A 24,319-nucleotide genomic window follows, 5' to 3' on the forward strand; every position below is an offset into this window, starting at 1 on the left:
ATCAGCTCAGGGACTCGCACAGGGCCATCAGGACGATGCCCTGGTCCCCGATGGCGTGTGGACGGCGGGCGAAGTGCCGGCGGAGCGCCGGCCGCAGTGCCTCCCGCATGTCGGCCGCGCGCGGATGGTCCTCGTACCAGAAGTCGGTCAGGGTGGCGGCGGCGATGGTGATGCGCTGCTCAAGATCGATTTCAGGGAAATGCAGCGCGGCTTCGGTGCGGTGCAGCGAAATGACCGGGAAGCCCGACTCGCCAAGGGTGCGGGCGGCGTCAGCGAGCAGGTGACCCTGGTGGTCGTGCGGCTCTCCGGCAAGCGGTACGCACACCTCGTTGAGGAGGCTGACCAGTTCGTTGTCCGGAGCTCCGCCGATCAGCACCACGCGGCTGCCGGGCGTGCCGCGTTCACAGACCCGGGCCATCTCCCTGACGGCACGGTCAGGGTCGTCGGCGTAGGGCAGCACCCAACAGGCCAGCACGGCATCGAAGGCGGCGTCCGGGAAGGGCAGTGCCTCTGCGTGTCCGGGTAAGACCTCGATCTCGGCGGTGCCGGTGGCCTCGAACACGTGCGGAACGTTGCCGGACGAGACAGCACCGGCGGTCTGAAGAGCCTCGACACGACGGGCATGCGGCTCCACCGTGACACAGCGACCGACCTGTGCGGCTACCGCGCGGGTGAGTTCGCCGGTGCCGCCGCCGACATCCAGCACCCGGCGACTGGTGGCGACGGCGGCGAGAATCGCGGCCATCTCCTCCCGGCGTTCCAAGCGGTCGGCGAAGTTGAGCCATCCGCTGTGGCTGAGCCGGTGAGGACCGCGGTAGTGGGCGGGCCTGCGATCCAGGGGACCGAGAAACGGATGAGCGGCGAAATCCGCGGCCGAAAGGACATCAGTGGTCGCGGTTGTGTCCGTCGTACTCATAAATGACTCCGTATCCATAGAGCAGTCGACAGGAAAGGGTGTGCCAAGGACGGGTGATGCGGTCGTGCCTCACCTGAACGAGAAAAGGAAATAGAGGGAGGCTCGCGTTGACTCGCGCTCCATCGAGCGGTCTCACGCGGATAGTGGCGTTGCTGTTCATTGCCGACGGTTGATTATTGAACACTGAATATTAGACGCCATCGGAATCTTGGAGTCCAGAGGGGAGATCAAGGCTTGACCAAAAAATTGTACCAATAGTCTCGTCTGACCAGGTTCGAGCAGATCACATCGCTGCGCTTGACGTGACTCTGGCCTGAATCACTCGTCGGCATCTGCGCTTCCGGACCGCCCGCACCGGGTCACTACTCCAAGCAAGTCAGGACGGCCGCCCGCGCCGACCGGCCTGCAAGCCATCCGACCAGGGTGTTCGTCTTCACACCCACCCCGAAGCCGTCCTCACTCTCTACGGCATCCCGTGATCAAAACCGGCGAACACGACTCTCCCCGGGGCCTTGCAGGGGACCCTGAGTGACAGATACACACAGTCGAAGGTCCTCGCATCGGTGATGTTCGCCCAAATGGTGATGGCCGGTGTCCTGCAGGTGATTGCCGACGCCAGCACAAAAGACCTACGGCAGCGTGGCCAGTAATTGCGTTCTCTCACGACAAGTACCGCATTCGTCATCAAAGACCGTCTGGACGCAGAAGCCCAACCGAACCGTGACCCGCGCCTGCATAGCTGGGCTATGAATTCCGGGACGTAGGGCATCGCTGGCCACGGCCGCGAAATTATCCTTATGGGTGCTCTGGAATGAATCTGTGGGACTAGGGAAACAGCTCTACTGTGCGACCGAGACCATAGGTCGCCCAGCCTAAATGGCTTGAGCGTTCCCCTGCTTCCTGCCCATTCGAACAATCATTTGTGAGTTGATCGCATATGACTGAACGCAAACATATGCTGCACATCCCGCGTCGACCGGCTCCGACGGCATTCCGAATCTTGCGCCGGAGCAGACGCCACTGGAACAGATGGGCGGCTTGACGGGCCGGGTCCACATGGCCCTGCCGATCGCGGCCTTCGTCTTTGCCAACTCCGCCCTGACGTCACAGGCTCTCCTCCACGCCGGCGTGGAGGAGAGTCCTTCGGCGCTTTTCGGCCAGGAGTGCCGAACGAGCGGGTTCTGCCGGACCTTCGTCGCGATCCGCACCGAGTCGCGCGCGCCCGGACGGGCCCGCAGCCACGCACCGATGAGACGCTCGCTGGCCCCGCCGACGCCACTGGGATCGGCCCAGAACGAGTAGCAGTTCGCGGTGTCGAGCCAGACACCGCCGCCGGCGACGAAGGAATCGAGGATCGCGAAGGCCCGATCGGGATCGACGCGGGTGCCGAAGTCCATCGTTCCGAGGACGATCTGGGGGTCAGTGGTGTTCATGCCGCCAGCTCTCGGATCTGGAGGGCGCTCCAGGTCAAGAGCCGTTGTGGCGGACGGTCCGAGACTCGGTCTCCGGAGGTTCGGCGCCGCGTGCGGCGGACGCGTGCGACGATGCCCCCCGGAGGCGATCCTGATGAGGGGCTTGCCGAGCAGGTCGCACAGGGCTGCCGGACAGGGACGCCGTGCAGCGCAGGTGACCGACGGATCGCCGGAGCCGGTGACAACAGCAACGCTTCCTGCGCTGATGGCGACAAGTACCACGCCGATCTGGTGACAACTGCCGTTGTCTGCGAAGGACCGATGTGGAGAACTCGGGTAGGGCACCTCTACGGAGGCGCCCTACGGTCCTGCCGGATTCCCTACTGAGGCTTGAAGGAACGGATCTGATAGCTGCCCTGCAGGTTGTAGGCAGCTCGGCTGCTGATCACCGTGGGGCCGCGGCGGGGGCGGCAGTCGCGGCGGGTACCGCTCCGAAGGCCGTGACCAAGGCGGCCGCGGCGACGGCGAGCGAATGGATCCGACGCATGGCAGGGTCTCCTTTTCCTCGTCGGCGGTGGGGAGAGCAGCCACGCCGCCGTGGACGGACTGAGCTACTCAGTTGGCAGCTGAGTCACCGAACAGACCAACGAAGCATCCCCGATCAAGAAACGGGAGAAAGCTGGCCGCGACTGCGGCGAACCGCAGCCTCTGATCCAACTTCGATGGCAAACGGTCCAGATTCACTGGCATCGGGCCCCGATGTCACGCACCTGGCGTCACGTCGGCCCGAGCCTGTGAGGACCATTGACCGTTCCTCCAGGTAGATACGCTGTCCTGTGAGGGTCGTGAGGGACCGTTGACACCGCCAGGTCCCAGCAGCAATGTGATCGCCCCCTGAAGCCAGAGCGCACGCCGCGTACACCGCTGCGGTCGGCCGGGGCGGCTCGAAGACGGCGACGAGGGCCCGGCCGTACCGCTTCCCAGGGTCCGTCGGGTGACAATCCCATCGCGCCCTGGCGGCGCTCGTTGGCGGTGCCCGGTCTCGACCTGGTCGTGCGGTGGGCGGCGGCCGCCCGCGCGGACGGCCGCCGCGAGCCGATGATCACCGTCTCCTCGCCGCGCGCCGAATCCCACCCGCTCCTCGCCGAGGCCGAGGTCGACTCGGCCAACGCGGGGGAGTACCTGGCCTACTGACTGGGCCGCCGACCCGAAGCGACGGTGTTCATCACCTACGACTCGCTGTCCAAGATCGAAGGGGCCCAGCACTCCGCGATCCTCCCCGCCCCTGTCTTCGGCCTGCTGATCGTGGACGAAGCCCACGCCCCGGCCGGAACCTGGGAGAAGAACTGGACAGCGCTGCACGACAACGAGCGCATCCGGCCGAGCGACCCCTCTACCTCACCGCCACGCCGTATGTGTGGGAAGCCCTCCGCCTGACCGGGCCGCCCACCACCGGGGCGCAGCCCAAGCGCACCACCGCCACCGCACCGGCCCGGGACTACCGATCCCTGCGGGCGCCCGGCCCATGGACCAGCCGTAGGTCTTCGGCCCCGCCTGCGCACCACCTACTCGCACGCCAAAACCATCGAGAGCGGGTACCTGGCCGACTTCCAAGCTCGTGGTCCCCACCGTCACCGTCACCGAACTGCGCAGCGCTCACCCCGGCTACCAGGAGCTCAGCTCCGGGCAGATCGCCGCGATGATCGCTGCGGCGAGGCGGGCGAGGGACCCGTCCTGCGCGGTCCGGAAGCGTCCGATGCTGTGCCTCGTCGACCACGCCCAGTGGCTGGGCGCGGCGTCGTCGGAGGTCGTGACCTTCCTCGCACGGTGGGTGGGCTGTGAACCGGTTGCCATGGCGTTCGCGGCCCGGCCGCAGCAGGCGGTGGGTGAACTGGACGAGTTGCCGGGTCTGTTCGTCGGCGGTCCGGGCGACATCGACGCGCTGGCGCTGCTGTCGGCGAAGAGCTATGTGACGCTGGACGGCCAGGTGCGCCGACGTCTCATGGCCGAGGCGCGGGGAAATCTCCTGGCGCTGCCGGAGCTGCCCGGGGCGGGCGGGTTCGCGCCGCCGGACACGTCGTCCGTGCCGACCCGGATCGAGCACGGCTTCCGCTCCCGGCTGGCCTCACTGCCTGATCTGGCGCGGCTGTTGCTGACCGTGGCGAGCGCGGAGCCGACCGGTGATCCCGGTCTGCTGTGGCCGGTCACGCGGCTGCTGGGCATCGACGTGGCGGAGGCGCACGCGGCCGCCACAGGGCTGGTGGAGTTCGCCACCCGGGTGCGTTTCTGCCATCCGCTTGCGCGCTCCACCGTCTACCGGGCCGCCACCCCGGCCCGGCGTCGGGCGGCACACTGGGCGCTGGCCGCCGTCACCGATCCGGCGGTGGATCCCGACCGGCGCGCCTGGCACCGGGCCCAGGCCGCTACGGGACCCGACGAGGAGGTCGCCGCCGAACTGGAGCGTTCACAGCAGTGCGGCCCACTCGCGCGGCGGTGTAGTGGCTGCTGCGGCTTTCCTCGAACGCGCGGCGGCCCTGTCGCTGGACACCAACAGGCGGATCGAACGGCCCCTGACCGCCGCACAGGCCCAGCTCGACGAGGGCGCCACCGAGACACCGCGGCACAACTCCTGGCGACTGTCGAGAACGCGGCACTGGACGAACGCCAGCATGCCCGGGCCGACCTGCTGCGCGAGCAGATCGCCTTCGTACGGCACAACGACGGCGACGGACCGAAGTACATGCTGCGTGCCGCACGGCGCCTCGGCGCACCCGACCCGCGCTGGTCCCGCGCCTGCTTCCTGGACGCGCTCGATGAGCCTGGTCGTCGGCCAGGCGACCGGGGTGGTGGGCACCGTCCTGACGGCGGCACGCTCCGCGGCACGCGCACCGCGCTTACCTGACGCTCTGGACGCCCTGAACCTGTTGATCAAGGAAGGGCACCGGGCCGCGGCCCCCTGATACGTGAAGTCCTCGACGGCGACGTGAGTCCGTTATGGACGAGCCGGCCCGCGCTTGCCGCCGTGCTCGCCTCCGAACTGGGGACCCGCACACTCACACGATGATCACCAAGTGGCTGATGAAGACCGGCAGCACATCGGGCTCTCCCCTTCTGCTGCGTATGGGCCTGGCCCAGACGGCGACTGGCAGCGCACTGTCCGGCGACCTCAAGTCGGCGGTGGCGGCGATCATCGAAGAGGAGGCCATCGCCGACGCCATCGGCGGGCCCCGGTGACCTACCACCGGCTGCACCTGGCCGCGCTGCGCGGCCGCCGCCAAGAGGCCCTGGACCTGTTCGAGACAGCCACCGCGACAGTGACCCCAAGTGGTGCCGGGCAACAGATCGCCGACGCTCACTGGGCGGCGGCCGTGCTGCACAACGGCCTGGTCGAGTACCCGGCCGCACTGGCCGCGGCCCGGCGGGTCATCGCGCGCAGCGACCTCTACCTCATCGGGTTAACCCTGCCCGAACCGGTGCAGGCGGCCGTCCGGTGCGGGGAGCACGGCACCGCCGCCGAAGCCCTGGAGTCGCTGACCGAGCGCACCGAAGCCGCCGGAACCAGCTCCGGGCCAGGCATCGCGGCGTACGCGCGAGGTTTGGTGACCGAAGTTGAGGACCACTACCGCGAAGCGGTCAAGCACCTTGAAGACAGCCCTCCGGTCCCCTAGCTTCGCGGACCATTGTATTACGGTACTATAGTTAGAATCGGTGACGAGAAGGAGGCGGCCGCGTGGCAGGGCAACGAGCACAGCGTGTGGCCGCGCCACTGCGGTTGCAGGTGCTCGAACTGCTCCGTCAAGACATCCTGGCAGCGGAGTTCACGCCCGGGGAGCGGCTGGTCGAGGCGCGGCTGTGCGCACGGTACGAGGTCTCCCGGACTGTGATTCGTGAGGTCTTGCGACAGCTTGAGTCCGAAGGACTTGTGACCACGGTGGCGAACCGCGGTCCGGTCATCACCGAACTGACGGTCTTCGACGCCAAGGCGCTCTACGAGGTGCGATGCGCGCTGGAAGGTCTGGCCGGGGCCCTTTTCGTCGAGCGGGCCACCCCCGAACAGCGTGAGCAGATGGGTGAGTTGGTTCGCCGTTTCTCACGCACCTACAGCAAAGCCGACCTGAGCGAGCGGCTCGCGATGAAGGACGAGTTCTACGACATCCTCACTGCCGGGGCGGGGAATCCGATCATTGATTCGACCCTTCGCGGCATCCACGCACGCGTGCAGATGTTGCGTGGGCTGTCCATGCAGGCTGAGGGGCGGGAACCGGAGACTGTTCGGGAACTTACCGCCATCTACGATGCCGCGGTCGTGCGCGGTGATGCCGGTGCCGCTCGTGCAGCGTGCGAGATCCATGTCCGCAATGCCGCGGCGACCGCACTGGCCCAGCTCGCCGCACAGCGGTCCGAGCGCCAGAGAACCGACGTCGGCTGACCAAGTCGGACCCATCACCGTCCCGGTCTTCCGCTCGACTGCCCATGAGTGTTCCAGCACGGCCAGGCTCGATCGAGCGTCATCCGATCGGCTCCGGGACTTCCTCAGTCACCGCCTGCCCCGATCCTCGCATCACGGCGCACGTGCCCGGCGGACCCGGGCTCGCCGGGGTCGGTGTCAAGGTGCGGTGTGCGCTTCCTCCGCGCGGGCCAGGACGCCCCTTGCCCGTTCTCGTACCGGCCGGTCGACCATCTGTCCGTCGACCACGGCGACCGAATCGCCGACGCCCAGGACACTGCGTGCCCAGCGCAGTTCGTCGGCGGTGGGAGCGAACCCGTCGGCGATGGGCCGCACCTGAGCAGGGTGGACGCACAGCTTGCCGGTGAAGCCCAGGCGCCGGGCGTGCGCGATGTCGGCATCGAGCGCACCGGCATCTCGTACGGCGGTGGTGACACCGTCGACGGGCGGGTGGAGGCCGGCCGCCGCGGAGGCGAGCACCAGTCGGGAACGGGCATGGGTGAGGGCGACATGGTCATCTGGGGCCACACCCAGTTGAGCGGCCAGATCGATGTTGCCGAAGGCGACGCGCACGACTCCGGGGACGGAGCACACCTCATGGGCCCGCTCGATGCCGAGAGCCGTCTCGACCAGCGGGATCAGCGGACAGCGTCCGGCCGCACGGTCGGCGATCTCTGCCAGGATGTACGGGTCCTCGGACTTGGGCACCATGACAGGGCAGCCGTGGGCGGCCGCTTGTGCCAAGTCCGCCTCGAACCAGGGGGTGCCGGGCGGATTGATGCGTACGACGGCTGTGGTGCCGACGGCCGGCCAGGCGCTCGCGTTGTCGCGGGCACTGTCCTTGTCGTCCGGGGCGACGGCGTCCTCCAGATCGATGATGACGAGGTTGGTGCCGGATGAGGCTGCCTTGTCGAAACGGTCGGGCCGGTTGCCCGGAACGAAAAGCAGGGTTCGCGCGGCGGTGATGCGGTCCGGGTGGCTCATGCGAAGGTCACCTGGGCGGTGGCGTGCCGGGCCTCGCGGTAGGTGGCGACGTGCAGCCGTGCCTGTCCTTCGGTGGGCGTGCCGTCGGCGAGGAGGTGCTCGCCGACGAACGCCGGCCGGTGCAGCCGGTAGGAAAGCGACCGTACTTGCCGCTCCGGGGCGTTTCTGCGCGCGAGTTCCAGCATCAGCAGGGCCAGCAGCGGGCCGTGGACGACGAGACGCGGATAACCCTCCACATCTCGCGCGTACGGAGTGTCGTAGTGGATGCGGTGGGCGTTCGCGGTGAGCGCGCTGAACCGGAACAGCAAGGTCTCGGCCGGCCGGAGCCGCAGCTGCCACGCCCCCTCCGCCTCTGGTACAGCCGAGAAGTCGAGCGTGGCCGGGTGCCGGGGCGCGTTGCCGTCGCCCGAGCGGTAGACGATGTCCTGCTCCTCCACCACGCAGAGGCGGCCGTGCTGCCGGAACTCCTGGCGCTCGGTGATGACCAGCAGCTCGCCGCTGCGGCCGTGCTTGGGGGTGACGGCGGCCAGGCTGCTGGTGCGTTCGGCCGGATCGCCGAGACGCAGGGGCTCGGTGATCTCACAGCGTCCACCGGCGAACATGCGCCGGCGGTCCGGAATGGGCGGCAGATTGCGGGCGTCGCGCAGGTGTCCGTCGGGGCCGAGGCCCTGCTGGGGAGCCCACTGCAGGAAGTAGAGCCACTGCCACAGAGGGGGCAGCGGATCGCCTGACTCGGCGGCGGTGCCGGGGAGGTCCAGCAGGTTCGACAGGGCCGCCGCCGGGACGGGCGGCAGGAGGTCCTTGTCAGTCACCGGTTCGGGATGCCAGGACTCCACAAAGGAGGCGAGGGGTGCGGGCAGGGGCATGGTTTCCTCTTATCGGGGTGACCTGCAGGGTCGGCGCGCGGCGGCCGTACCGGTGGGGGCAGGTGCCGCCCGGGAGGGTGGCGCGGGAGCGGGTGTGTCGTTCATGCCATAGATCATGAGTGCTGCTGGATGGGGCTGAACAATAGAAAGGCATGATGCTGGTATGCCCGGCCTGTATGACTGCACGGCCAGCAGGGGGACGTTGTCCGGTCCGGGACTGGCACGGGGCTGGACAACGTCACTCGCCCTGGAGCTGCGCCGACGGCCATCGGCCCTCATGCACGGCCACGCTGATCTGTCGCACAAGTTCCCGAGCGACGACTTCCACGGCGGGTGGCGTCCGGCCGGATCTCGGGGTCGCGAGGACGATTGAACGCCACACAGCCGGGTCGGTGAGCGGCGCGGCGCTCAGCGTGCCGTTCGCGACGTCCTCGGCGATGCCGACCCCGGGCAGCACGGTCCAGCCGTGCTCGGCCAGTACGAGCTGTTTCTGCACCCGCATGGAGTTGGTCTGGACGACGACATCCATGTCGGCCTGCGCGCGCGCCGCAGCGGCGTCGATCAGTGCGCGCAGGGCATGGCCGGAGGCAGGCAGGACCATTGGATGGTCGGCCACCTCGGCAAAGGGGACGGGATGATCGGCATTCAGGCCGGCGGAGGGCGGGGCTGCCACCCACAGGTGTTCGCGCACCAGCGGCCGGGTGTTGAGCGACGGGGTGCTGTCCAGGTTGTACAGGAGCGTCAGGTCCAGGTCCCCGTCGTCGAGCCATCGCTGCAGGTGCCCCGAGTAGGCCGTCATCAGGCGCAGTTCGATACCGGGGTACTCCCTGGTGAGGGTGGAGACCAGTGGTTCGGCCAGCAGATCGGTCGTGCTGTCGAGTAGGCCGACGTTGACGATGCCCGTGACAGCGTCGGGTGCGGGCCGCACCTCGACGCGGGCCCGCTCCAGCTCGTTCAGCGCCCGCCGTGCCCGGTCCACCATGATCGAGCCGGCCTCAGTGGGGCGCATGCCCAGTCGGGTCCGCTCGAAGAGTGGGACGCCGAGCTCCTGCTCCAGGGTGCGGATCTGCCGGGTTACGGCCGGCTGCACCAGGTGCAGCAGCTCCGCAGCCCGGGTCACGCTTCCTACCTCGGCGACCGTGACGAGCGCTTTGAGTTGTTTGACGTCCACGACTCTCCCTCACCATCCGCACCCGGCATGGTGCCATCATGGTTTGCTATTTCACTCCTGCTGTCATGAGTGCTCATGATGGTACTTCGGCGGGTCGAGTCCACTACCGGAGGCCAACGCATGCCCCATTACCCCGAAACCCTTCCCTTGTCCGGTGTCACCGTCGTCAGTGTCGAGCAGGCGGTGGCGGCCCCCTTCGCCACGCGACAACTCGCCGACCTCGGTGCTCGGGTGATCAAGGTGGAGCGCCCGGGAGGAGGTGACTTCGCCCGCCGGTACGACACAAGCGTGCACGGTGAGTCCAGCTATTTCGTCTGGCTCAACCGCTCGAAGGAATCCCTGACTCTCGACCTGAAGTCCGGGCGGGGACGAGACATTTTGGGACAACTCCTCGCCCGGGCCGATGTGTTTGTACAGAATCTGACGCCCGGAGCGGCCGCGAGGATGGGTCTGGAAGCAGACGCGTTGCGCGAGCGTTTCCCGACACTGATCCCCTGCTCGATCTCCGGCTACGGCGCCACCGGACCCTGGGCCGAACGCAAGGCGTATGACCTGCTGGTGCAGTGCCAGACCGGACTCGTCACCCTCACTGGAAGCCCGGAGGCGCCCGCCAGGGTGGGCATCTCCATCGCCGACATCGCGGCCGGCATGTACGCCTACTCGGGCATCCTCACGGCTCTGTTCACCAGGGCCACCACGGGTGCCGTCCGACCTGTGGAGGTGTCGCTGTTCGAGGCGCTGGCGGAGTGGTTGGGCCAGCCCGCGTACTACACCCGCTTCGGCGGCACTCAGCCCCCGCGGGTCGGTAACCAGCACGCCACCATCGCCCCCTATGGCGCCTACACCTGCGCCGACGGCAAGGACGTCCTGGTTTCCGTCCAGACCGAACGCGAGTGGGCCGCGCTGTGCGAGCGCTTCCTCGACGCCCCCGGCCTGGTCGACGAACCGCGCTTCGCCACCGGCTCGGCACGCGTCACCCACCGCGAGGAACTGAACGCGATCGTGGCCGAACGGTTCGCGGCGACGGACAGCGCCGAAGCGATGAGACTGCTGGACGAGTCCGCCATCGCCAACGCCGGAGTCAACGGCATCGAGGACTTCCTCGCCCACCCGGTGCTCACCGCACGCGGCCGCTGGCGGGACGTGCCGATTCCTGGGGGAATGACGGTGCCGGCCCTGCTTCCCCCGGCCGACCTGGCAGGCGTGACACCCCGCATGGACGCCGTGCCTGCCACCGGCGAGCACACCGCGCCTCTCCTCGCCGAACTGGGATACGGCCCGGCCGAGATCCAGGACCTACGAGCCGACCGCGTCCTTTGACGTCGGCCCCCACTTTCAGGAGCGACACAACATGAGCACTCTCGACACCCTGTCCGAGGACGAGCGGTTCATCGTCCGCACGGTGCACGACTTCGTGGACAACGAGGTCAAACCGGTCGTCCAGGAGCTGGAGCACGCCAACACCTACCCCGTAGCCCTGATCGAGCAGTTGAAGCAGCTCGGTATCTTCGGCCTCGCCGTCCCCGAGCAGTATGGCGGCACCCCTGTCTCCGGCCCCTGCTACGTGCTGATCACCGAGGAACTGGCCCGCGGGTGGATGAGCCTGGCCGGCGCGATGGGCGGCCACACGGTCGTGTCCAAGCTGCTGCTCCATTTCGGCACCGAAGAGCAGAAGCGGCGGTACCTGCCCAGGATGGCCACCGGCGAGATCCGGGCGACCATGGCCCTGACGGAGCCGGGCGGCGGCTCGGATCTGCAGGCGATGCGTACGGTCGCCCGCAGGGACGGCGACGGTTATGTCGTCAACGGGGCCAAGACGTGGATCACTAACTCCCGCCGCTCGCAGCTGATCGCCCTGCTGTGTAAGACGGACCCCGAGGCCGCTCCCGCACACCGGGGCATCTCCATCCTCCTGGTCGAGCACGGGCCGGGGCTGACAGTCTCCCGTGACCTGCCCAAGCTCGGCTACAAAGGTGTGGAAAGCTGCGAACTGTCCTTCAAGGACTATCGGGCACCGGCCGACGCCCTGCTCGGCGGCGTGGAGGGCAAGGGCTTCGGGCAGATGATGAAGGGCCTGGAGACCGGGCGGTTGCAGGTCGCAGCCCGCGCGCTTGGGGTCGGCCGTGCGGCGCTGGAGGACGCGCTGATCTACGCCCAGGAGCGGGAGTCGTTCGGCAAGCCGATCTGGCAGCACCAGTCGATCGGTAACTACCTGGCGGACATGGCGACTTCACTGACAGCTGCCCGGCAGCTGACCCTGTACGCGGCGCGCGAGGCGGACGCCGGGCGGCGAGTGGACATGGAGGCGGGGATGGCGAAGCTGTTCGCCTCCGAGACGGCCATGCAGATCACCCTCAACGCCGTCCGCATCCATGGCGGTTACGGCTACTCCACCGAGTTCGACGTCGAACGCTACTTCCGTGACGCCCCGTTGATGATCGTCGGAGAGGGCACCAACGAGATCCAGCGCAACGTCATCGCGAGTCAGCTGGTCAAGCGAGGAGGGCTGGAGACGTGAACATCGCAGGTGTGTGAAGTACATGGCCGATGGGCCGAGGCGATCCGCAGATCGGCGGGGATGGTCATGCTCGGCAAAGGTGGCGCGTGCCGGCGTTGTGCGCGGGAACGAGCACTCCCGCCTCGATCCGGCTAGGGATGCGAGGGCGAACCGTCGGACAGCTCATGGTCCCGAACCTCGACTTGGACCTCGATTTCCACCGGGGCGTCGAGAGGCAGCACGGCCACACCGACCGCGGAGCGGGCGTGTACGCCGCTTTCGCCCAGCACCTTCCCGAGTAGTTCACTCGCGCCGTTGACGACGCCCGGCTGGCCGGTGAAGTCCGACGCGGAGGCTACGAAACCGACTACCTTCACCACCCGCACAATTCTGTCGAGGTCACCGACGACAGACTTCACGGCGGCGAGCGCGTTGAGCACGCTGACCGCCGCGAGTTCCTTGGCCTGCTCCGCACTGACCTCGATGCCGACCTTGCCGGTGACGGGCAGCACGCCATCGACCATGGGCAACTGGCCGGAAGTGAAGACATACGCACCCGAGCGGACGGCGGGTTGGTATGTGGCCAGCGGCGGCACAACCTCAGGCAGCTTCAGGCCCAGTGCCGCGATCCTTTCCTCTGCTGCGCCGACACCGTTGTACGTACTGAGCTCCACGAGGTTGCCGTCAGGGTCACGAAGGTAGACGCTGGTGATGGGTCCGTTGGCCCCTGTTCTCCGTACCGGCCCTTCTTCGACATCCACGCCCCGTTGCCTGAGCTCCGTCACGACGTCGTCGATCGGCTGACTCACGATCAGGCAGACATCAGCACTGCCGGGTGTGGGCCGGTGGGCCTTGGGCTCGAATTCATTGCCTGCCTGATGCAGGTTGATCTTGCTGGAGCCGAAGACGAGGGCACGCCGCCCGCCGCCGAACGTCACGGACTCCATCCCGAGGACGCGGGTGTAGAAGTCCGTCGTGACGTCAAGGTCACGCACAACCAGAACAATGTGATCAAAGTGATCCACACGCATGACGTGCAACTTCCTATGAGTTGGCTGAGTCGGCTTCAGCTTCGCGATGCGAAGAATTCGTCTTCGTGGGTTCGAATGCCTCGATGACCTCGTCGAGACCCTCCAGGATCCGACATGAGGTGCTCGTGGTCACCGAACACTCTTTACGTCGAGACGCGCCGGGTGCAGGCAAGTCCCGTGCTGTGCGCGGGCCGGTGAGGCCGGCCTTCCCGTCCTGTTGCCCCGCACGTCCCTCGGTGCCCAGTTCTCCGAGGCCACGCGTCGGACTGAGGCACCAGCAGTGGTCGCCCGCAGCGCCGGACACCACGGTCCCGCGTCCCCACGGTGGTCGGTTGCGGCCCGGTACCACTTGTCTCCGCCGGACGGATGGCCATACGCGGTATCTACAGCCGTGGCGATCAGCACCTACGGGCCCGGCTGAAGAGTGACGTCGAATTCGAGGGGCAGGTCATCGACGACGCCCACGACAGAGGGCCCAAGACCTAGTGTCATGAGCATCCGTCACCTGCACACCGAAATACATCTTGTATAAGGCGCTGATCTGGGCATCTCCCTGTCATGGCTGGGTTTTAGGGGGTGGGCGGGTGTGGGTGGTGGCGGTGTACTACCGCACGAACCTGACCATGCGGCACCTGGGCCCGCTGTTCGGGGTGTCCTCCTCAGCTGTGTGCCTGGGCATCCAACGGCTGGGGCCGCTGCTTGCGCACTGCGATCCCGGTCCATGACCGGAGCGTGGGCACCGCCTCGGGCAACTACCCGCTCTCGGCGAACGTGCAGGTCATCGTGGACCCAGACACCCGGCTGGTGGTGCCCCGTCCCGCCCACTGCCAGGGCGTTACTTTTGCTCGGCGACGGCGTCCACCTCAACACCGACCTGATCGTCCCGCAGCGCAAACGCCCTGACGGCCCCCTGCTCAAGGGCGAAGAAGACAACACCGAGCACCGCAAGGTCCGTGCTCGGGTCGAGCACGTGATCGGCCGGATGAAGAACTACAAGATCCTCCGTGACTGCCGGCAGCGCGGCGACGACCTCCACCAGACGCACCGACAACCCAACTGAAGCTGCCTGTCACAGCCTTCCGCAACACGCTTCAGACGGACACCACATCGGCCAGCAGCTTGGCGGTGCCTTCGGGCGACTCGACGGGAAAATGGTGGCTTCCCAGGTCGACCGGCACGAAGCGGATGCGGTCGCCATAGCGGTCGATGGCCTCCTGCGTGAGGATCGCGCGCACCGCGAACACCGTGATCGGCTGCTTGACCTCGCGCAGTGCGGCGTCCATGTCCCAGTACACCAGACCCTCGATCGATCGCAGGCCCGCGGGTTGCCGCACAGCCACCATCTTCTCGAAATAGGCATCCGTCAGCGCCGGATCGGTGTCCTTCAGCGATCCGCCCTCGACCAGACCTCGCGTCGCTGCGGCGAAGTCTTCGTGGAACGGCTGCAGTATCGCGTTGGCCAACTGCTCGTCCGGAGCGGGGAACAGCGCGAGGTAATGCAGGGCGTCGAACGCGACCACATGCGAGACCACGTCGGGAAGAACCCGGCCGACTTCGACGGCCACCGCCCCGCCGAGGGAGTGCCCGGCCACGACACAGTTGTCCACCGACTCGGCTTCGAGCACGGCCGTAACGTCGCGGGCGAACTCCTCCATCGTCCAGACGTCTCGGGTGGACCGGGACTCGCCGTGCTCGGCGAGATCGATCGTGAGGACGCGGTAGTGCTCGGGGAGAAAGCCGGTGATCGCGTCGAAATCGGTACGGTTGCAACCCCAGCCGTGGATGCAAGCCACGGTCGGACCGTCGGCCGGACCGCTGATCGTATACCGGATCGTCGTGTCGTTCGCGCGCTGAATCTCGCGGTTGGCCACAATCCTGTTCGTCATCGTCATCCCAGTTTCTTCTCGTGTTCTCAAAGGGCGGAGCCGGCTTTTACAGCGCCCGGTGGTATTGGGTCGGCCAAGCCGCCGGGTCGCTGGACCGGTTGCGCAGGGCGAGGTACGGATCGCGCAGCAAGGCGCGCCCCATCAGCACCGCGTCCGCCTGACCCTCGGCCAGGACCTTGCCGGCCAGTGACAGGTCGCCGATCTGTCCGACCGGGGCGACTGCGAGTCCCGATGCCTTCTTGAGGGTGTTCGCGAACCCGACATTGACTCCGTCCTGCTGCGGCGGGCGGGCCGCCAGGTCCCGTGTCAGCACACCGGACGTGACGTCGAGGAGGTCGATGCCCACGGCCGCCAGTTCCTTGGCGAACGTCGCCGCTTCGTCGATGGTGATGCCGCCCTCGGCCCAGTCCGTAGCGGTGACGCGGACGAAGACGGGCTTCTCCGCCGGGAAGGCTTCCCGGACAGCGCGGACCACGCGCAGCGGAAGACGCATCCGGTTCTGCAGGCTCCCCCCATATTCGTCTGTCCGGCGGTTGGCCAAGGGGGAGAGGAACTGGTGCAGGATGTATCCGTGCGCGGCGTGGATCTCGACGACCTCGTACCCCGCCAGATGGGCCATCCGGGCCGCCTGGACGAATGCCTCGACGACCTCGTCGATGTCGGCCTGGGAGGCTTCCCGGGGAACGCTCAGGTCGCCGAACGGGGTCGCTGACGGCGCGATCAGCTCCCAGCCGCCGTCGGCCACGCTCACGGGGCTGTTTTGTCCCTCGCCTTCCCAGGGGACCTGGTGTGACCCCTTCCTGCCCGCAGCCAGCAGCTGAATCGCGGGAACCGCGCCGCGCTCGGCGATGAACGAGGTCAGGCGCCGGTGCGCGGCGGCCTGGTCCTCGTTCCAGATTCCGAGGTCCGCCGAGGTGGTCCGGTGCAGGGGACCGACGGCATTGGACTCGACCATGACCAGGCCCACCCCGCCGACCGCGCGCGCACCGTAGTGCACGAGGTGCCAGTCGGTCGGCTTCCCGTCGGTTCCGGCGGCGTACTGGGCCATGGGGGACATCCATACGCGGTTGGGGATCGTGACCTCCCGTAGCCGCAACGGGGTAACTTCCGGGCCCGCGAACTCTGTGCTGGACACAGCTGGACTCACTTTCTCACACCATGCATATGCCGGTAATACAAGAGGTTGACAGCGAGCGTACCGCAAGACGATACTCCGTGCCAACATGCGGTCCGGCAGTGGTCCGGTAAGAGAGGGAAAGGCACGTAACGAGTCGGACGTGAATGCGTCGCGACGGGCGGCCGGCATAACACGGACCGCAGGCCTGACAGATGGCTGCGGCGCGGCACCGACATCCCTCGGCAGGATCACCAGGTTCGCCGAGCGCCCTTGCCTCCTCGGTAGAGCAGCGTGGGCCAGCTGCTTCCGCGGCCTCGACATCGCGCCCGCAGGGGCAACCGGCTTTGTCCCGGCTTGACGACGGAACTCTTTCCCTCACTCCGATTTGAAGGAGAAAGTCGTGTCAGCAGAAGAGCACACAGTCGTGGTCGAATGCGCCGACAGCAAGGTGCCTCCGACCAGGATGACCCGCAGGCAGAAGAAGGCGATCTTCGCCGGATCGCTCGGGAATGCGGTCGAGTACCTGGACTGGGGCATCTACGCGTCCCTGGCTCCGGTCTTCGCGAGTCAGTTCTTCCCGGAAGGCGATTCCACCGCCGCGTTGCTGTCGACACTGGCGATCTTCGCTGTCGGATTCTTCGTGCGTCCGCTCGGCGGCCTGGTCCTGGGCGCCTACGCCGACCGATACGGCCGCAAGAAGGCATTGACGCTGACCATCGGCTTGATGTCGTTCGGAGGTCTGGCCATCGCGGTGTGCCCGACCTACGACCAGATCGCCGTGTTCTCGCCCTTGCTGCTGCTGTTGGCCAGGCTGGTGCAGGCGTTCTCCGCGGGCGGGGAGTGGCCGAGCTCTGTGTCGTACATCATCGAGAGCGCGGCGCCGGGAAGGAGGGCATTCGCCGGGTCGTTCCAGCAGGTGTCGACGGCGGGCGGGATGCTGCTCGGCTCGCTGTTCGCGCTTGCCGTGACTTCGGTTCTCAATGATGAGCAGATGCATGCGTTCGGATGGCGGATCGCCTTCGCGGTCGCCGCCGCCCTGGGGCTGATCGTCCTGTGGCTGCGCGTCCGCACGCAGGAGAGCCAGCACTTCGACAACGCGGAACTGTCCGGTAAGCCGCACAAGCCGGTCACGACGCTGTTCGCCGAACACAAACTGAGCATGCTCCGCGTCGTCGGGATCACGGTCCCCGGATCAATCATCTACTACCTGTGGATCACCAGCATGCCTGGCTACGCCAGTACGACGTCCGGCCTCGACCTGGACAGGGCACTTCTCGCAAACTCCCTCGCGGTCGTCCTGTTCATGCTGTTGCTTCCGTTCGGCGGGATCCTGTCGGACCGCCTGGGCAGGCGCTCCACCTTCATGTTCTTCCTGATCGGTTTCGCGCTGTTCTCCTGGCCGGCCTACCGCTTGCTAGACGGCGGCGGCTTCTGGACGCTGCTACTGGTCGAAATAGCCGGGGTGGTTCTGCTCGTCGGCAACTCGGCGAATGTGGCCGCCATCTACGCCGAGCTCTTCCCCACCTCTGTACGGACGACGGGGACCGGACTTCCCTACGCGACGGCAGTCGCGTTGTTCGGCGGCACCGCACCGTACTTCACCACCTGGCTGGCCAGCATCGGGCAGCAGGACAAAATCTGGATCTACATCGTTGCCTCGGCTGCGATCGGCATGGTCACGATCATGACGATGCCCGACGGCGCGAAGAAGGGAGCACTCGACTGATGAGTGCAGCACATGGTTCGGGACAAGAGGTATCGACCGAACAGGAGCCGTGGCAGTGGGACGAGGCCACATGGCGGGGACACGCCGAGCGCGTCCGTGCGGGGCGCGACCTGACGCCGCGGGTGTGGCCGGGGGGCGCTCGTATGGCCGTAGCACTCTCATTCGACGCCGACCACGAGACGCTCTCGCTTCGCGAAGGGGAGACGTCGCCCGGTGCGATGAGCAGGGGCGAGTTCGGGTCGCGCGTGGGATCCCGTCGGATTCTGCGGCTTCTGGAGGAGTTCCAGATCCCGGCCACGTTCTTCATTCCTGCGGTGTCCGCACTGCTGCACCCGCAGGAGGCCAAGGACTACGCCGCGGCGGGTCATGAGATCGGTGCGCACGGCTGGATCCACGAGCGGAACGCGCTGTTGAGGGTGGAGGACGAGCTCGATCTCAACCGCCGCAGTATGGATGTCCTGGAGAATCTCGTCGGTCAGCGGCCGGTCGGGATCAGAACACCGAGTGCCGACTTCTCCGACTCGACCCTGCAGACCCTGCAAGACCTCGGGTTCAGATACGACTCGTCGCTCATGGCCGACGACATGCCCTACGAGATTCTCTCGAACGGGCACTCCACGGGGATCGTAGAGGTGCCCATGGAGTGGATCCGCGACGACGCACCCTATTTCATGATGACGCGCTACGGCCCCTTCCGGCCCTACACCCCGCCCCGAGCCTGGGTCGAGATCATGAAGGACGAGTTCGACTCAGCCTATGCCGACGGAGCGGTCTTCCAGCTGGTGTGCCATCCGCACATCATCGGGCATCGCTCAAGGATGCTGGCGTTGCGCGGGTTGGTCGAGCACATGAAGGCGCACGAGAACGTGTGGTACGCCACACACGGTGAGATCGCCGACTATGTGTGGCGAAATGCCGGCCAGTATCCGGAAAGCCACGTCTGACCAGGGTCCGGCCGGCGGTCAGTGAGGCGCTCAGGTGGACGAGATCAGCATGCTGATCTCGTCCACGGCCGCGACGACCAGCTGTGCCAGGGCCCCTTCTTGTGCGCTGTCGTAGCGCATCTGAGGGATGGACAGCGTGAGCCCTGCAATGGGTCGTCCGGACGAGTCCGTGATGGCTGCGGCGATCGAAGCGACGTGCGGACGAAACCATCCGGACACGTTGAGTGCGTATCCGCGCCCGGCGGTCCGCTCGATCTCCTCGCGGAGCTCGGCGGAACTCGGCACGGGGGAATGCGCGAACTCCTTGAGATCGTACTTCAGCAGATCGTCCACATCAGCAGGTTCAAGGCGTGACATGATCGCTACGCCCGCCGAAGTGGCCCGAAGGGGCACACGTGTGCCGACTTCGAGGTAGACACGGACCACTTGCGTGCTGTCTTCTGTCGCGACGATGACGTACTCGTCCCCGTCGGGCAGGCCAAGTTGAACCGTTTCATCGGTCTCTGCGGCGAGGCGTTTGATGACGGGCGCTGCCAGATCCCGAAGGTCTTGCTCACCAGCACCCCGTAGCCCGATGGCGAGAGCCTTCATCGTCACGCCCCACCGTGCGTGATCACGGTCTACGACCCTCAACCAGCCGGCCTGCTGAAGCGTGACAAGGCATCGCTGAACCGAACTCTTCGGAATTCCCGTCGCGCGCGCCAGGTCCGAGACGCCGATCGGCTGTCGCGTGGCGACTTCCTCAAGGACGCGAAGTGTGCTGAGAACGCTGTTCATCGACCTAATGCCGCTGTCCGGCTTGTCCTGCCCGGTCACGTCTCCGCCGCCCTCCCCGATCTCCGAATATACGACCGGAGCGTACCACTCGGCGCGCCGGTCATCTCGCATGGCGGCACAGTCTCCTTGCTGCAACGCAGGCTGTGGACTACATTGCGGCACGGCGTACCGTCTAGCGGAACGGATTGCTATGGACCTGACCGTAGTGGGCGATGTAGTTGTATCGGGGCTGCCGCGGCGTCCGACGGTGGAGCCCGCCGGCCCGGGCGAATCGGCGTTCGGGCTTCTCAAGGGCGGCGATCTGACGATCGGCAACCTGGAGGTACCGCTCACGGAATCCGGGGAGCGCGCCGAGAAGCTGGTTGCGATGCGGGCGCCGCTGTCAGGCGCTGCAGAACTGGCGGAATTCGGCTTCGATCTGGTGTCGCTGGCCATGAACCACGCCATGGACTACGGGGCCGACGGCATGCGCGACACGGTACGCGCGCTGGACGCCGCAGGAGTCCTGCACGCTGGATTCGGAGAGTCTGTCGCCCAAGCGACGCGTCCGCGGGTGGTGTCCGTCGGCGAGAGCACACTGGCCTTCTTCAGCTTCTGCTCTGCCCTTCCGCTGGGCTACAACGCCACCGCGGACCGGGCGGGAATCGGTGCGATTCGTGTACGCCAGAGCTTCGAGTTCGACAGTACCTTCCTGGATGAGACGCCCGGCACACCCCCCTTTGTGCATTCGAGTGCGCATGAGCCGGATGTCCGGGCAGCCGAAGCCCTGATCCGTGAGGCCAAGAAGCACAACGACGTCGTTGTCGTCGCACTGCACTGGGGCGTGCCATTTTGCTACCTGCCTGCTACGCAGGGACCGCTCGCGCAGTATCAGCGGCCACTGGCGTGGCGGTTGGTCGACGCAGGAGCGGACCTCATCATCGGGAGCCACCCGCACTGCCTTCATCCCGTGGAGTTTTACAAGAGCGGTCTGATTCTGTATTCGACGGGAAACTTTGTCAGGCGGCACTGCTGAAAGGCCCGTGGTTCGAGAGCGCGGTGTTCCACGTGGAGTTGGGTGGGGTCGATGGACCCAACCTGCGCCTTGATCCCATCGAGCTCGACTCGGACAGCCAGCCGATCATGCCTCGGTCCGAGGTGGCGCAATCGATACTTGCCCGGTTCTCGGAGGCGTCAAGGGAGCTGGACCCGTCCATCACGGTGGACGTCGACGGATCTGTACGGCGCCAGGGAGCAATGAACTGAAGGTTAGGGCGCAAAAGAACTGCGCAATCGAAGCCCGCGGGCAACTGAACGCCATGAGTAGATCACAGCCCTGCCCCAGCATGTCGTATCACATTGCGGAACGTCGTGCTAATCTACGGCACAGACAAGGTGCAGATCAGCCAGATCGCAGCTACGTGCATCCTGAGAAGGGTCGCTTCCCATGCCCAGCCCTGTCGCCAGGCCGTCCGGCTACGAGTCGTTTCCCTATGTGGAGCGCGGAGTCGACTTTCCAGGCGTCGAGCTGTCCGACCCCAGCCACCGGCGGAGCACCTATGCCGCCGTGCTGGACGAGGAGCGGGCGGCACGGGTCGAGCGGCTGTTCGCAGAGAACGTGATCATCAGCTTCCACGATCACCCGCAGCTGCTCCCGTCGGACCCGGCCGAGACTTTCACGTACGTACGGACCAAGCATGAGTTCACCGCCTTTACCGAGCTGCGAGGGGCCGGCTTGACGGCCCTGTTCGACAAATTGTTCGGTGCTATCGGGGCAACCACATGGTCGGGGTGGAGGTGGGATGACCTGACCACGACGCTCGGTATGCGTCTCGCGGACCCGGCCCATCAGGATGGGGCCGTGGTAGCTCGAGCGGGCAAGGACATCCTCGACGCCAAGCGTGATGGTCACATCGCGTTCATCATGGGCATCGAATCCGCAGGAGCCATCGAGAACGAGTTCGACCGCATCGACGTTCTTTACGGACTCGGCATCCGTCAGATGGGCTTCGTCGACGCTGACTCCAACACGCTGGGAAGCGGACAAAAGGAGCCACGTGACGCGGGTTTGACGACGTTCGGGCGCCGCGCAGTGGAGCGCATGAACGCACTGGGCATCCTCATCGACGTGTCACATGCCAGCAACCAGACCTCTTTGGATGCGATCGAGGCGTCCTCCAAGCCCATCGCCATCACTCACGCCGGCGCCCGCGCGGTCTGGCCAACCCCGCGAATGAAGCCCGACGACGTACTCAAGGCATGCGCTGGGCATGGCGGAGTCCTCGGTATCGAGGCCCCCCACACCACGGTCTCCCACGACCATACGACGCACACGATCGAGTCCGTGATGGACCACCTCCAGTACGCCGTCGATCTGATGGGCATCGAGCACGTGGCCTTCGGGCCGGATGGCTTCTACAGCGATCACGTGGGCTTCCACCACGCAACGAGCGCGAACCTCGGCTTGTCGGCCCTGACGAACGCCGGAGAGCTCAGGTACGACCGGATTGCTCATGTCGATGGGATGGAAAACCCGAGTGAGAGCTTCCGCAACGTCGCCGGATGGCTCGTCGAGCACGGCTACAGAGACAGCGACATCCAGGCCGTGCTAAGCGGCAACATCCTTCGACTGCTGAATGGGGTAGGGCGATGAGTGATATCACCGAGCGCATCACGCGCGAATTCGACAAGAACCTGGATCAGGTCACGGGGCTCTCGCACGCGATCCATGCCACGCCTGAACTGGCCTTCGAGGAGTACGAGACGTCCGCGTCGATCCTTGGCGTTCTTGAGGGCAGCGGCTTCACGGCGGAAAGGGGGATAGCCGGACTGGAGACGGCGTTCGTGGCGTCGGCGGGCTCCGGTGACCTGGCGTTCGGCCTCTGCGCGGAGATGGATGCGCTCCCCGACATCGGTCACGGTTGCGGCCACAACGTCATCGCTGCAGCCGCGGTGGGTGCCGCGCTGGCGCTGGCCCCGTTCGCCGACGAGCTGGGGCTGACCGTGCAGGTCTTCGGTACCCCCGCCGAGGAGAGCGGAACGGGCAAGGAAGTCATGGTGAACCGTGGCGTCTTCGACCGGACACACGCGGCCATGATGGTTCATCCGCAGGTGAAGGACGTTGTCATCCCGCAACTGCGTGCTTCGCGGTCCTGGCGGGTCACCTACACAGGCCGTGGTGGGCACGCGTCCCGGCCGTGGAGCGCGCTCAATGCCGCCGATGCGACGGTGCTCGCCCAGACTGGCATCGGACTGCTGCGACAGCAGCTGCGCGACGGCATCAGGGTGCATCACGTCGTGCGGGAGGCTGGTTCGGCAGTCAACGTCATCGCGGACCACGCCGTGGCCGACTGCATGATTCGCTGCGACACCATCGCCGAAGTCGATGAGGTGTGGGAGCGGGTGAAGCTGTGCTTCGACGCCGGAGCCGTCGCCACCGGCACCAGCGTGGGATACGAGTGTTTGCCCTCCATCTACCGCGAGTTCCGCCACGACCAGGACCTGGCTCCCCTTTTTGAAAAGAACGCCCGAGCCGTCGGGAGGACGTTTCCGGACTATCCGGACAAGATGTTCGGTTCAACCGACATGGGGAACGTTTCGCTGCGGATCCCCGCACTGCACCCCATGCTGTCGTTCAACCTTCCGCCCGAGGACGGGAACCACACCGCCGCTTTCGCAGCCGCCGCCGGCGGCCCGGAGGGCGACCGGTTCGTTCGCGATGCCGGCCTGGCCATGGCGCTCACCATCGCGGACGTCGCACAGTCCGAGTCGGTTCGCGCTCGTCTGCTGCAGCGATCCTCCTGAAGAAGAACGTGCGCATGCCTGCCTATTGAGTCATCGGTGCGGTCACCAACGTCAGGTGACATACACCAGGTCCTCGCGACACATGCCGCCCGTCAAGGATCCGCGTGAGGTGGGACTGTTCAGCCAGGACGGGGATCTTCAGGTGCTCACATACGGTATGACGCGGTCAGCCCGGTGACGGCCTGGAGGTTCACTCCGTGCCGTCATAGCGCAGGCGAGCTTCCGGGCCGTTGCGACGGTGCAGCCGGATAGCCCCTCCTGCCCAGCCAGGGCCGTTTGGGGTGTAGCGGGCGCCGTGATTGCGGAGCATCACGACGTAGGGGTCGGGGCCGTAGCGCTCGTCGAGTCCCACCGCGATGCGAGCGCGGGTCGCGTCCGCGCACGCGGTGAACTTCTTGCGGTCCGGCCGGCCGTCGCCCACCCGCTGACCCAGAAGGTCCCAGTCGATGACGTCGCCGACCGGGCGGGCCAGTGGTGAAAGCTGCAGGTGCCCGCAGTCCCGGCTGGGGCAGCGGAAGTCGTACTGCTCGCCCCACTTGCCGATACGGCGCGCCTTCGGATCCTTCCACATCTGGTTGGCCAGCACGGGCCTGTACTCCGGGCAGGGAGCCTCGGACGCACCCCCTGTGGAACGTTGGCCGTGAACAAGGCGTCGATCTCGCCTGCATCGAGCATCGCGTTGAGCGTCTGGCCTTGCGGCGCGAGGGTCACGTCGACATCTGCCGGGTGAGGGCGCGGAATGAACTCGAAGGGCGGTGCGGG

Annotated in this window: 22 protein-coding genes and 3 pseudogenes; 14 read left to right on the forward strand and 11 right to left on the reverse strand. The window is 66.7% G+C overall.

Annotated elements, in window-relative coordinates; all coding sequences use genetic code 11:
- Position 1: 1 nt before the first annotated feature.
- Positions 2-916, reverse strand: a complete 915-nt coding sequence (locus ACH4DZ_RS43345; protein ID WP_398295136.1) for a methyltransferase domain-containing protein — start codon at positions 914-916, stop codon at positions 2-4.
- A gap of 1,130 nt (positions 917-2,046) precedes the next feature.
- Positions 2,047-2,349, reverse strand: a pseudogene (locus tag ACH4DZ_RS43350) (aldo/keto reductase); the annotation flags it as partial.
- A gap of 1,005 nt (positions 2,350-3,354) precedes the next feature.
- On the opposite strand from ACH4DZ_RS43350, the gene ACH4DZ_RS43355 reads away from it, so the two are divergent.
- The 6 genes from ACH4DZ_RS43355 (at position 3,355) to ACH4DZ_RS43380 (ending at position 6,757) form a co-directional block, all read left to right on the forward strand.
- On the forward strand, positions 3,355-3,522 hold the full coding sequence (locus tag ACH4DZ_RS43355; protein ID WP_398295138.1) for a hypothetical protein: 168 nt from the start codon (positions 3,355-3,357) through the stop codon (positions 3,520-3,522).
- A gap of 24 nt (positions 3,523-3,546) precedes the next feature.
- Positions 3,547-3,765: a hypothetical protein gene (locus ACH4DZ_RS43360; protein ID WP_398295139.1), complete on the forward strand. Its 219-nt coding sequence runs from the start codon at positions 3,547-3,549 to the stop codon at positions 3,763-3,765.
- A 181-nt stretch (positions 3,766-3,946) separates the two neighbouring features.
- On the forward strand, positions 3,947-5,230 hold the full coding sequence (locus ACH4DZ_RS43365; protein WP_398295141.1) for a hypothetical protein: 1,284 nt from the start codon (positions 3,947-3,949) through the stop codon (positions 5,228-5,230).
- A 158-nt stretch (positions 5,231-5,388) separates the two neighbouring features.
- Positions 5,389-5,562: a hypothetical protein gene (locus ACH4DZ_RS43370; RefSeq protein ID WP_398295143.1), complete on the forward strand. Its 174-nt coding sequence runs from the start codon at positions 5,389-5,391 to the stop codon at positions 5,560-5,562.
- Positions 5,559-5,996, forward strand: a complete 438-nt coding sequence (locus ACH4DZ_RS43375; protein WP_398295145.1) for a hypothetical protein — start codon at positions 5,559-5,561, stop codon at positions 5,994-5,996. The genes ACH4DZ_RS43370 and ACH4DZ_RS43375 overlap by 4 nt, the downstream gene beginning before the upstream one ends.
- 62 nt (positions 5,997-6,058) lie before the next feature.
- Entirely contained in the window at positions 6,059-6,757 is a 699-nt protein-coding gene (locus ACH4DZ_RS43380; RefSeq protein WP_398295147.1) for a GntR family transcriptional regulator, read from the forward strand.
- A 177-nt stretch (positions 6,758-6,934) separates the two neighbouring features.
- Here ACH4DZ_RS43380 and ACH4DZ_RS43385 read toward each other — a convergent pair whose 3' ends face one another.
- From ACH4DZ_RS43385 to ACH4DZ_RS43395, 3 genes are all read right to left on the reverse strand, one after another.
- Positions 6,935-7,759, reverse strand: coding sequence for an HpcH/HpaI aldolase/citrate lyase family protein (locus tag ACH4DZ_RS43385; RefSeq protein ID WP_398295149.1), 825 nt, complete (start codon positions 7,757-7,759; stop codon positions 6,935-6,937).
- On the reverse strand, positions 7,756-8,625 hold the full coding sequence (locus tag ACH4DZ_RS43390) for a hypothetical protein (protein ID WP_398295151.1): 870 nt from the start codon (positions 8,623-8,625) through the stop codon (positions 7,756-7,758). The genes ACH4DZ_RS43385 and ACH4DZ_RS43390 overlap by 4 nt, the downstream gene beginning before the upstream one ends.
- Before the next feature lie 238 nt (positions 8,626-8,863).
- Positions 8,864-9,796: a LysR family transcriptional regulator gene (locus ACH4DZ_RS43395; protein ID WP_398295153.1), complete on the reverse strand. Its 933-nt coding sequence runs from the start codon at positions 9,794-9,796 to the stop codon at positions 8,864-8,866.
- Positions 9,797-9,916: 120 nt separating this feature from the next.
- Here ACH4DZ_RS43395 and ACH4DZ_RS43400 point away from each other — a divergent pair, with 120 nt between their 5' ends.
- Positions 9,917-11,116, forward strand: coding sequence for a CaiB/BaiF CoA transferase family protein (locus ACH4DZ_RS43400; RefSeq protein ID WP_398295154.1), 1,200 nt, complete (start codon positions 9,917-9,919; stop codon positions 11,114-11,116).
- Positions 11,117-11,147: 31 nt separating this feature from the next.
- Entirely contained in the window at positions 11,148-12,314 is a 1,167-nt protein-coding gene (locus ACH4DZ_RS43405) for an acyl-CoA dehydrogenase family protein (protein ID WP_398295156.1), read from the forward strand.
- Between the two features lie 131 nt (positions 12,315-12,445).
- Here ACH4DZ_RS43405 and ACH4DZ_RS43410 read toward each other — a convergent pair whose 3' ends face one another.
- Both ACH4DZ_RS43410 and ACH4DZ_RS43415 read right to left on the reverse strand, forming a co-directional pair.
- Positions 12,446-12,967 carry a RidA family protein gene (locus ACH4DZ_RS43410; RefSeq protein WP_398295187.1) on the reverse strand — a complete coding sequence of 174 codons (522 nt, stop codon included), beginning with the start codon at positions 12,965-12,967 and terminating at the stop codon, positions 12,446-12,448.
- Positions 12,968-12,970: 3 nt separating this feature from the next.
- Positions 12,971-13,324 (reverse strand): annotated as a pseudogene (locus tag ACH4DZ_RS43415) (VOC family protein); the annotation flags it as partial.
- 581 nt (positions 13,325-13,905) lie between these two features.
- On the opposite strand from ACH4DZ_RS43415, the pseudogene ACH4DZ_RS43420 reads away from it, so the two are divergent.
- Positions 13,906-14,384: pseudogene (locus ACH4DZ_RS43420) on the forward strand (transposase family protein); the annotation flags it as partial.
- A gap of 31 nt (positions 14,385-14,415) precedes the next feature.
- On the opposite strand, the gene ACH4DZ_RS43425 reads toward ACH4DZ_RS43420, so the two are convergent.
- Both ACH4DZ_RS43425 and ACH4DZ_RS43430 read right to left on the reverse strand, forming a co-directional pair.
- Positions 14,416-15,216 (reverse strand): alpha/beta fold hydrolase, encoded by an 801-nt coding sequence (locus ACH4DZ_RS43425; protein ID WP_398295158.1) that lies wholly within the window; start codon positions 15,214-15,216, stop codon positions 14,416-14,418.
- A 40-nt stretch (positions 15,217-15,256) separates the two neighbouring features.
- The gene (locus tag ACH4DZ_RS43430) at positions 15,257-16,345 is read right to left on the reverse strand and encodes an NADH:flavin oxidoreductase/NADH oxidase (RefSeq protein ID WP_398295160.1); all 1,089 of its coding nucleotides are present in this window, start codon (positions 16,343-16,345) and stop codon (positions 15,257-15,259) included.
- Positions 16,346-16,727: 382 nt separating this feature from the next.
- Here ACH4DZ_RS43430 and ACH4DZ_RS43435 point away from each other — a divergent pair, with 382 nt between their 5' ends.
- Positions 16,728-18,053, forward strand: coding sequence for an MFS transporter (locus ACH4DZ_RS43435; protein ID WP_398295162.1), 1,326 nt, complete (start codon positions 16,728-16,730; stop codon positions 18,051-18,053).
- Positions 18,053-18,997: a polysaccharide deacetylase gene (locus ACH4DZ_RS43440; RefSeq protein ID WP_398295164.1), complete on the forward strand. Its 945-nt coding sequence runs from the start codon at positions 18,053-18,055 to the stop codon at positions 18,995-18,997. The genes ACH4DZ_RS43435 and ACH4DZ_RS43440 overlap by 1 nt, the downstream gene beginning before the upstream one ends.
- Positions 18,998-19,027: 30 nt before the next feature.
- Here ACH4DZ_RS43440 and ACH4DZ_RS43445 read toward each other — a convergent pair whose 3' ends face one another.
- Positions 19,028-19,885: an IclR family transcriptional regulator gene (locus ACH4DZ_RS43445; protein WP_398295166.1), complete on the reverse strand. Its 858-nt coding sequence runs from the start codon at positions 19,883-19,885 to the stop codon at positions 19,028-19,030.
- 79 nt (positions 19,886-19,964) lie between these two features.
- Between ACH4DZ_RS43445 and ACH4DZ_RS43450 the strand changes: the two genes are divergently transcribed.
- The 3 genes from ACH4DZ_RS43450 to ACH4DZ_RS43460 all read left to right on the forward strand — a co-directional run bounded on the left by ACH4DZ_RS43450 (position 19,965) and on the right by ACH4DZ_RS43460 (position 23,557).
- Positions 19,965-20,789, forward strand: coding sequence for a CapA family protein (locus tag ACH4DZ_RS43450; protein WP_398295168.1), 825 nt, complete (start codon positions 19,965-19,967; stop codon positions 20,787-20,789).
- Between the two features lie 411 nt (positions 20,790-21,200).
- Positions 21,201-22,406 (forward strand): dipeptidase, encoded by a 1,206-nt coding sequence (locus tag ACH4DZ_RS43455; protein WP_398295170.1) that lies wholly within the window; start codon positions 21,201-21,203, stop codon positions 22,404-22,406.
- Positions 22,403-23,557 (forward strand): M20 family metallopeptidase, encoded by a 1,155-nt coding sequence (locus ACH4DZ_RS43460; protein ID WP_398295172.1) that lies wholly within the window; start codon positions 22,403-22,405, stop codon positions 23,555-23,557. Before ACH4DZ_RS43455 ends, ACH4DZ_RS43460 begins: the two co-directional genes overlap by 4 nt.
- Positions 23,558-23,747: 190 nt before the next feature.
- Here ACH4DZ_RS43460 and ACH4DZ_RS43465 read toward each other — a convergent pair whose 3' ends face one another.
- Positions 23,748-24,143, reverse strand: coding sequence for a hypothetical protein (locus ACH4DZ_RS43465; RefSeq protein ID WP_398295174.1), 396 nt, complete (start codon positions 24,141-24,143; stop codon positions 23,748-23,750).
- Positions 24,144-24,319: the final 176 nt, after the last annotated feature.

It is taken from the genome of Streptomyces sp. NPDC017991 (assembly GCF_044328075.1).
In the GTDB taxonomy this organism is placed as follows: Bacteria; Actinomycetota; Actinomycetes; order Streptomycetales; family Streptomycetaceae; genus Streptomyces.

Excerpts from the sequence above, each read along its gene's own strand:
- ACH4DZ_RS43400 (WP_398295154.1), top strand. The coding sequence starts at position 9,917 with ATGCCCCATTACCCCGAAACCCTTCCCTTGTCCGGTGTCACCGTCGTC.
- ACH4DZ_RS43460 (WP_398295172.1), top strand. The coding sequence starts at position 22,403 with ATGAGTGATATCACCGAGCGCATCACGCGCGAATTCGACAAGAACCTG.
- ACH4DZ_RS43425 (WP_398295158.1), bottom strand. The coding sequence starts at position 15,216 with ATGACGATGACGAACAGGATTGTGGCCAACCGCGAGATTCAGCGCGCG.
- ACH4DZ_RS43405 (WP_398295156.1), top strand. The coding sequence starts at position 11,148 with ATGAGCACTCTCGACACCCTGTCCGAGGACGAGCGGTTCATCGTCCGC.
- ACH4DZ_RS43390 (WP_398295151.1), bottom strand. The coding sequence starts at position 8,625 with ATGCCCCTGCCCGCACCCCTCGCCTCCTTTGTGGAGTCCTGGCATCCC.
- ACH4DZ_RS43450 (WP_398295168.1), top strand. The coding sequence starts at position 19,965 with ATGGACCTGACCGTAGTGGGCGATGTAGTTGTATCGGGGCTGCCGCGG.
- ACH4DZ_RS43455 (WP_398295170.1), top strand. The coding sequence starts at position 21,201 with ATGCCCAGCCCTGTCGCCAGGCCGTCCGGCTACGAGTCGTTTCCCTAT.
- ACH4DZ_RS43440 (WP_398295164.1), top strand. The coding sequence starts at position 18,053 with ATGAGTGCAGCACATGGTTCGGGACAAGAGGTATCGACCGAACAGGAG.
- ACH4DZ_RS43445 (WP_398295166.1), bottom strand. The coding sequence starts at position 19,885 with ATGCGAGATGACCGGCGCGCCGAGTGGTACGCTCCGGTCGTATATTCG.
- ACH4DZ_RS43370 (WP_398295143.1), top strand. The coding sequence starts at position 5,389 with ATGATCACCAAGTGGCTGATGAAGACCGGCAGCACATCGGGCTCTCCC.
- ACH4DZ_RS43345 (WP_398295136.1), bottom strand. The coding sequence starts at position 916 with ATGAGTACGACGGACACAACCGCGACCACTGATGTCCTTTCGGCCGCG.
- ACH4DZ_RS43385 (WP_398295149.1), bottom strand. The coding sequence starts at position 7,759 with ATGAGCCACCCGGACCGCATCACCGCCGCGCGAACCCTGCTTTTCGTT.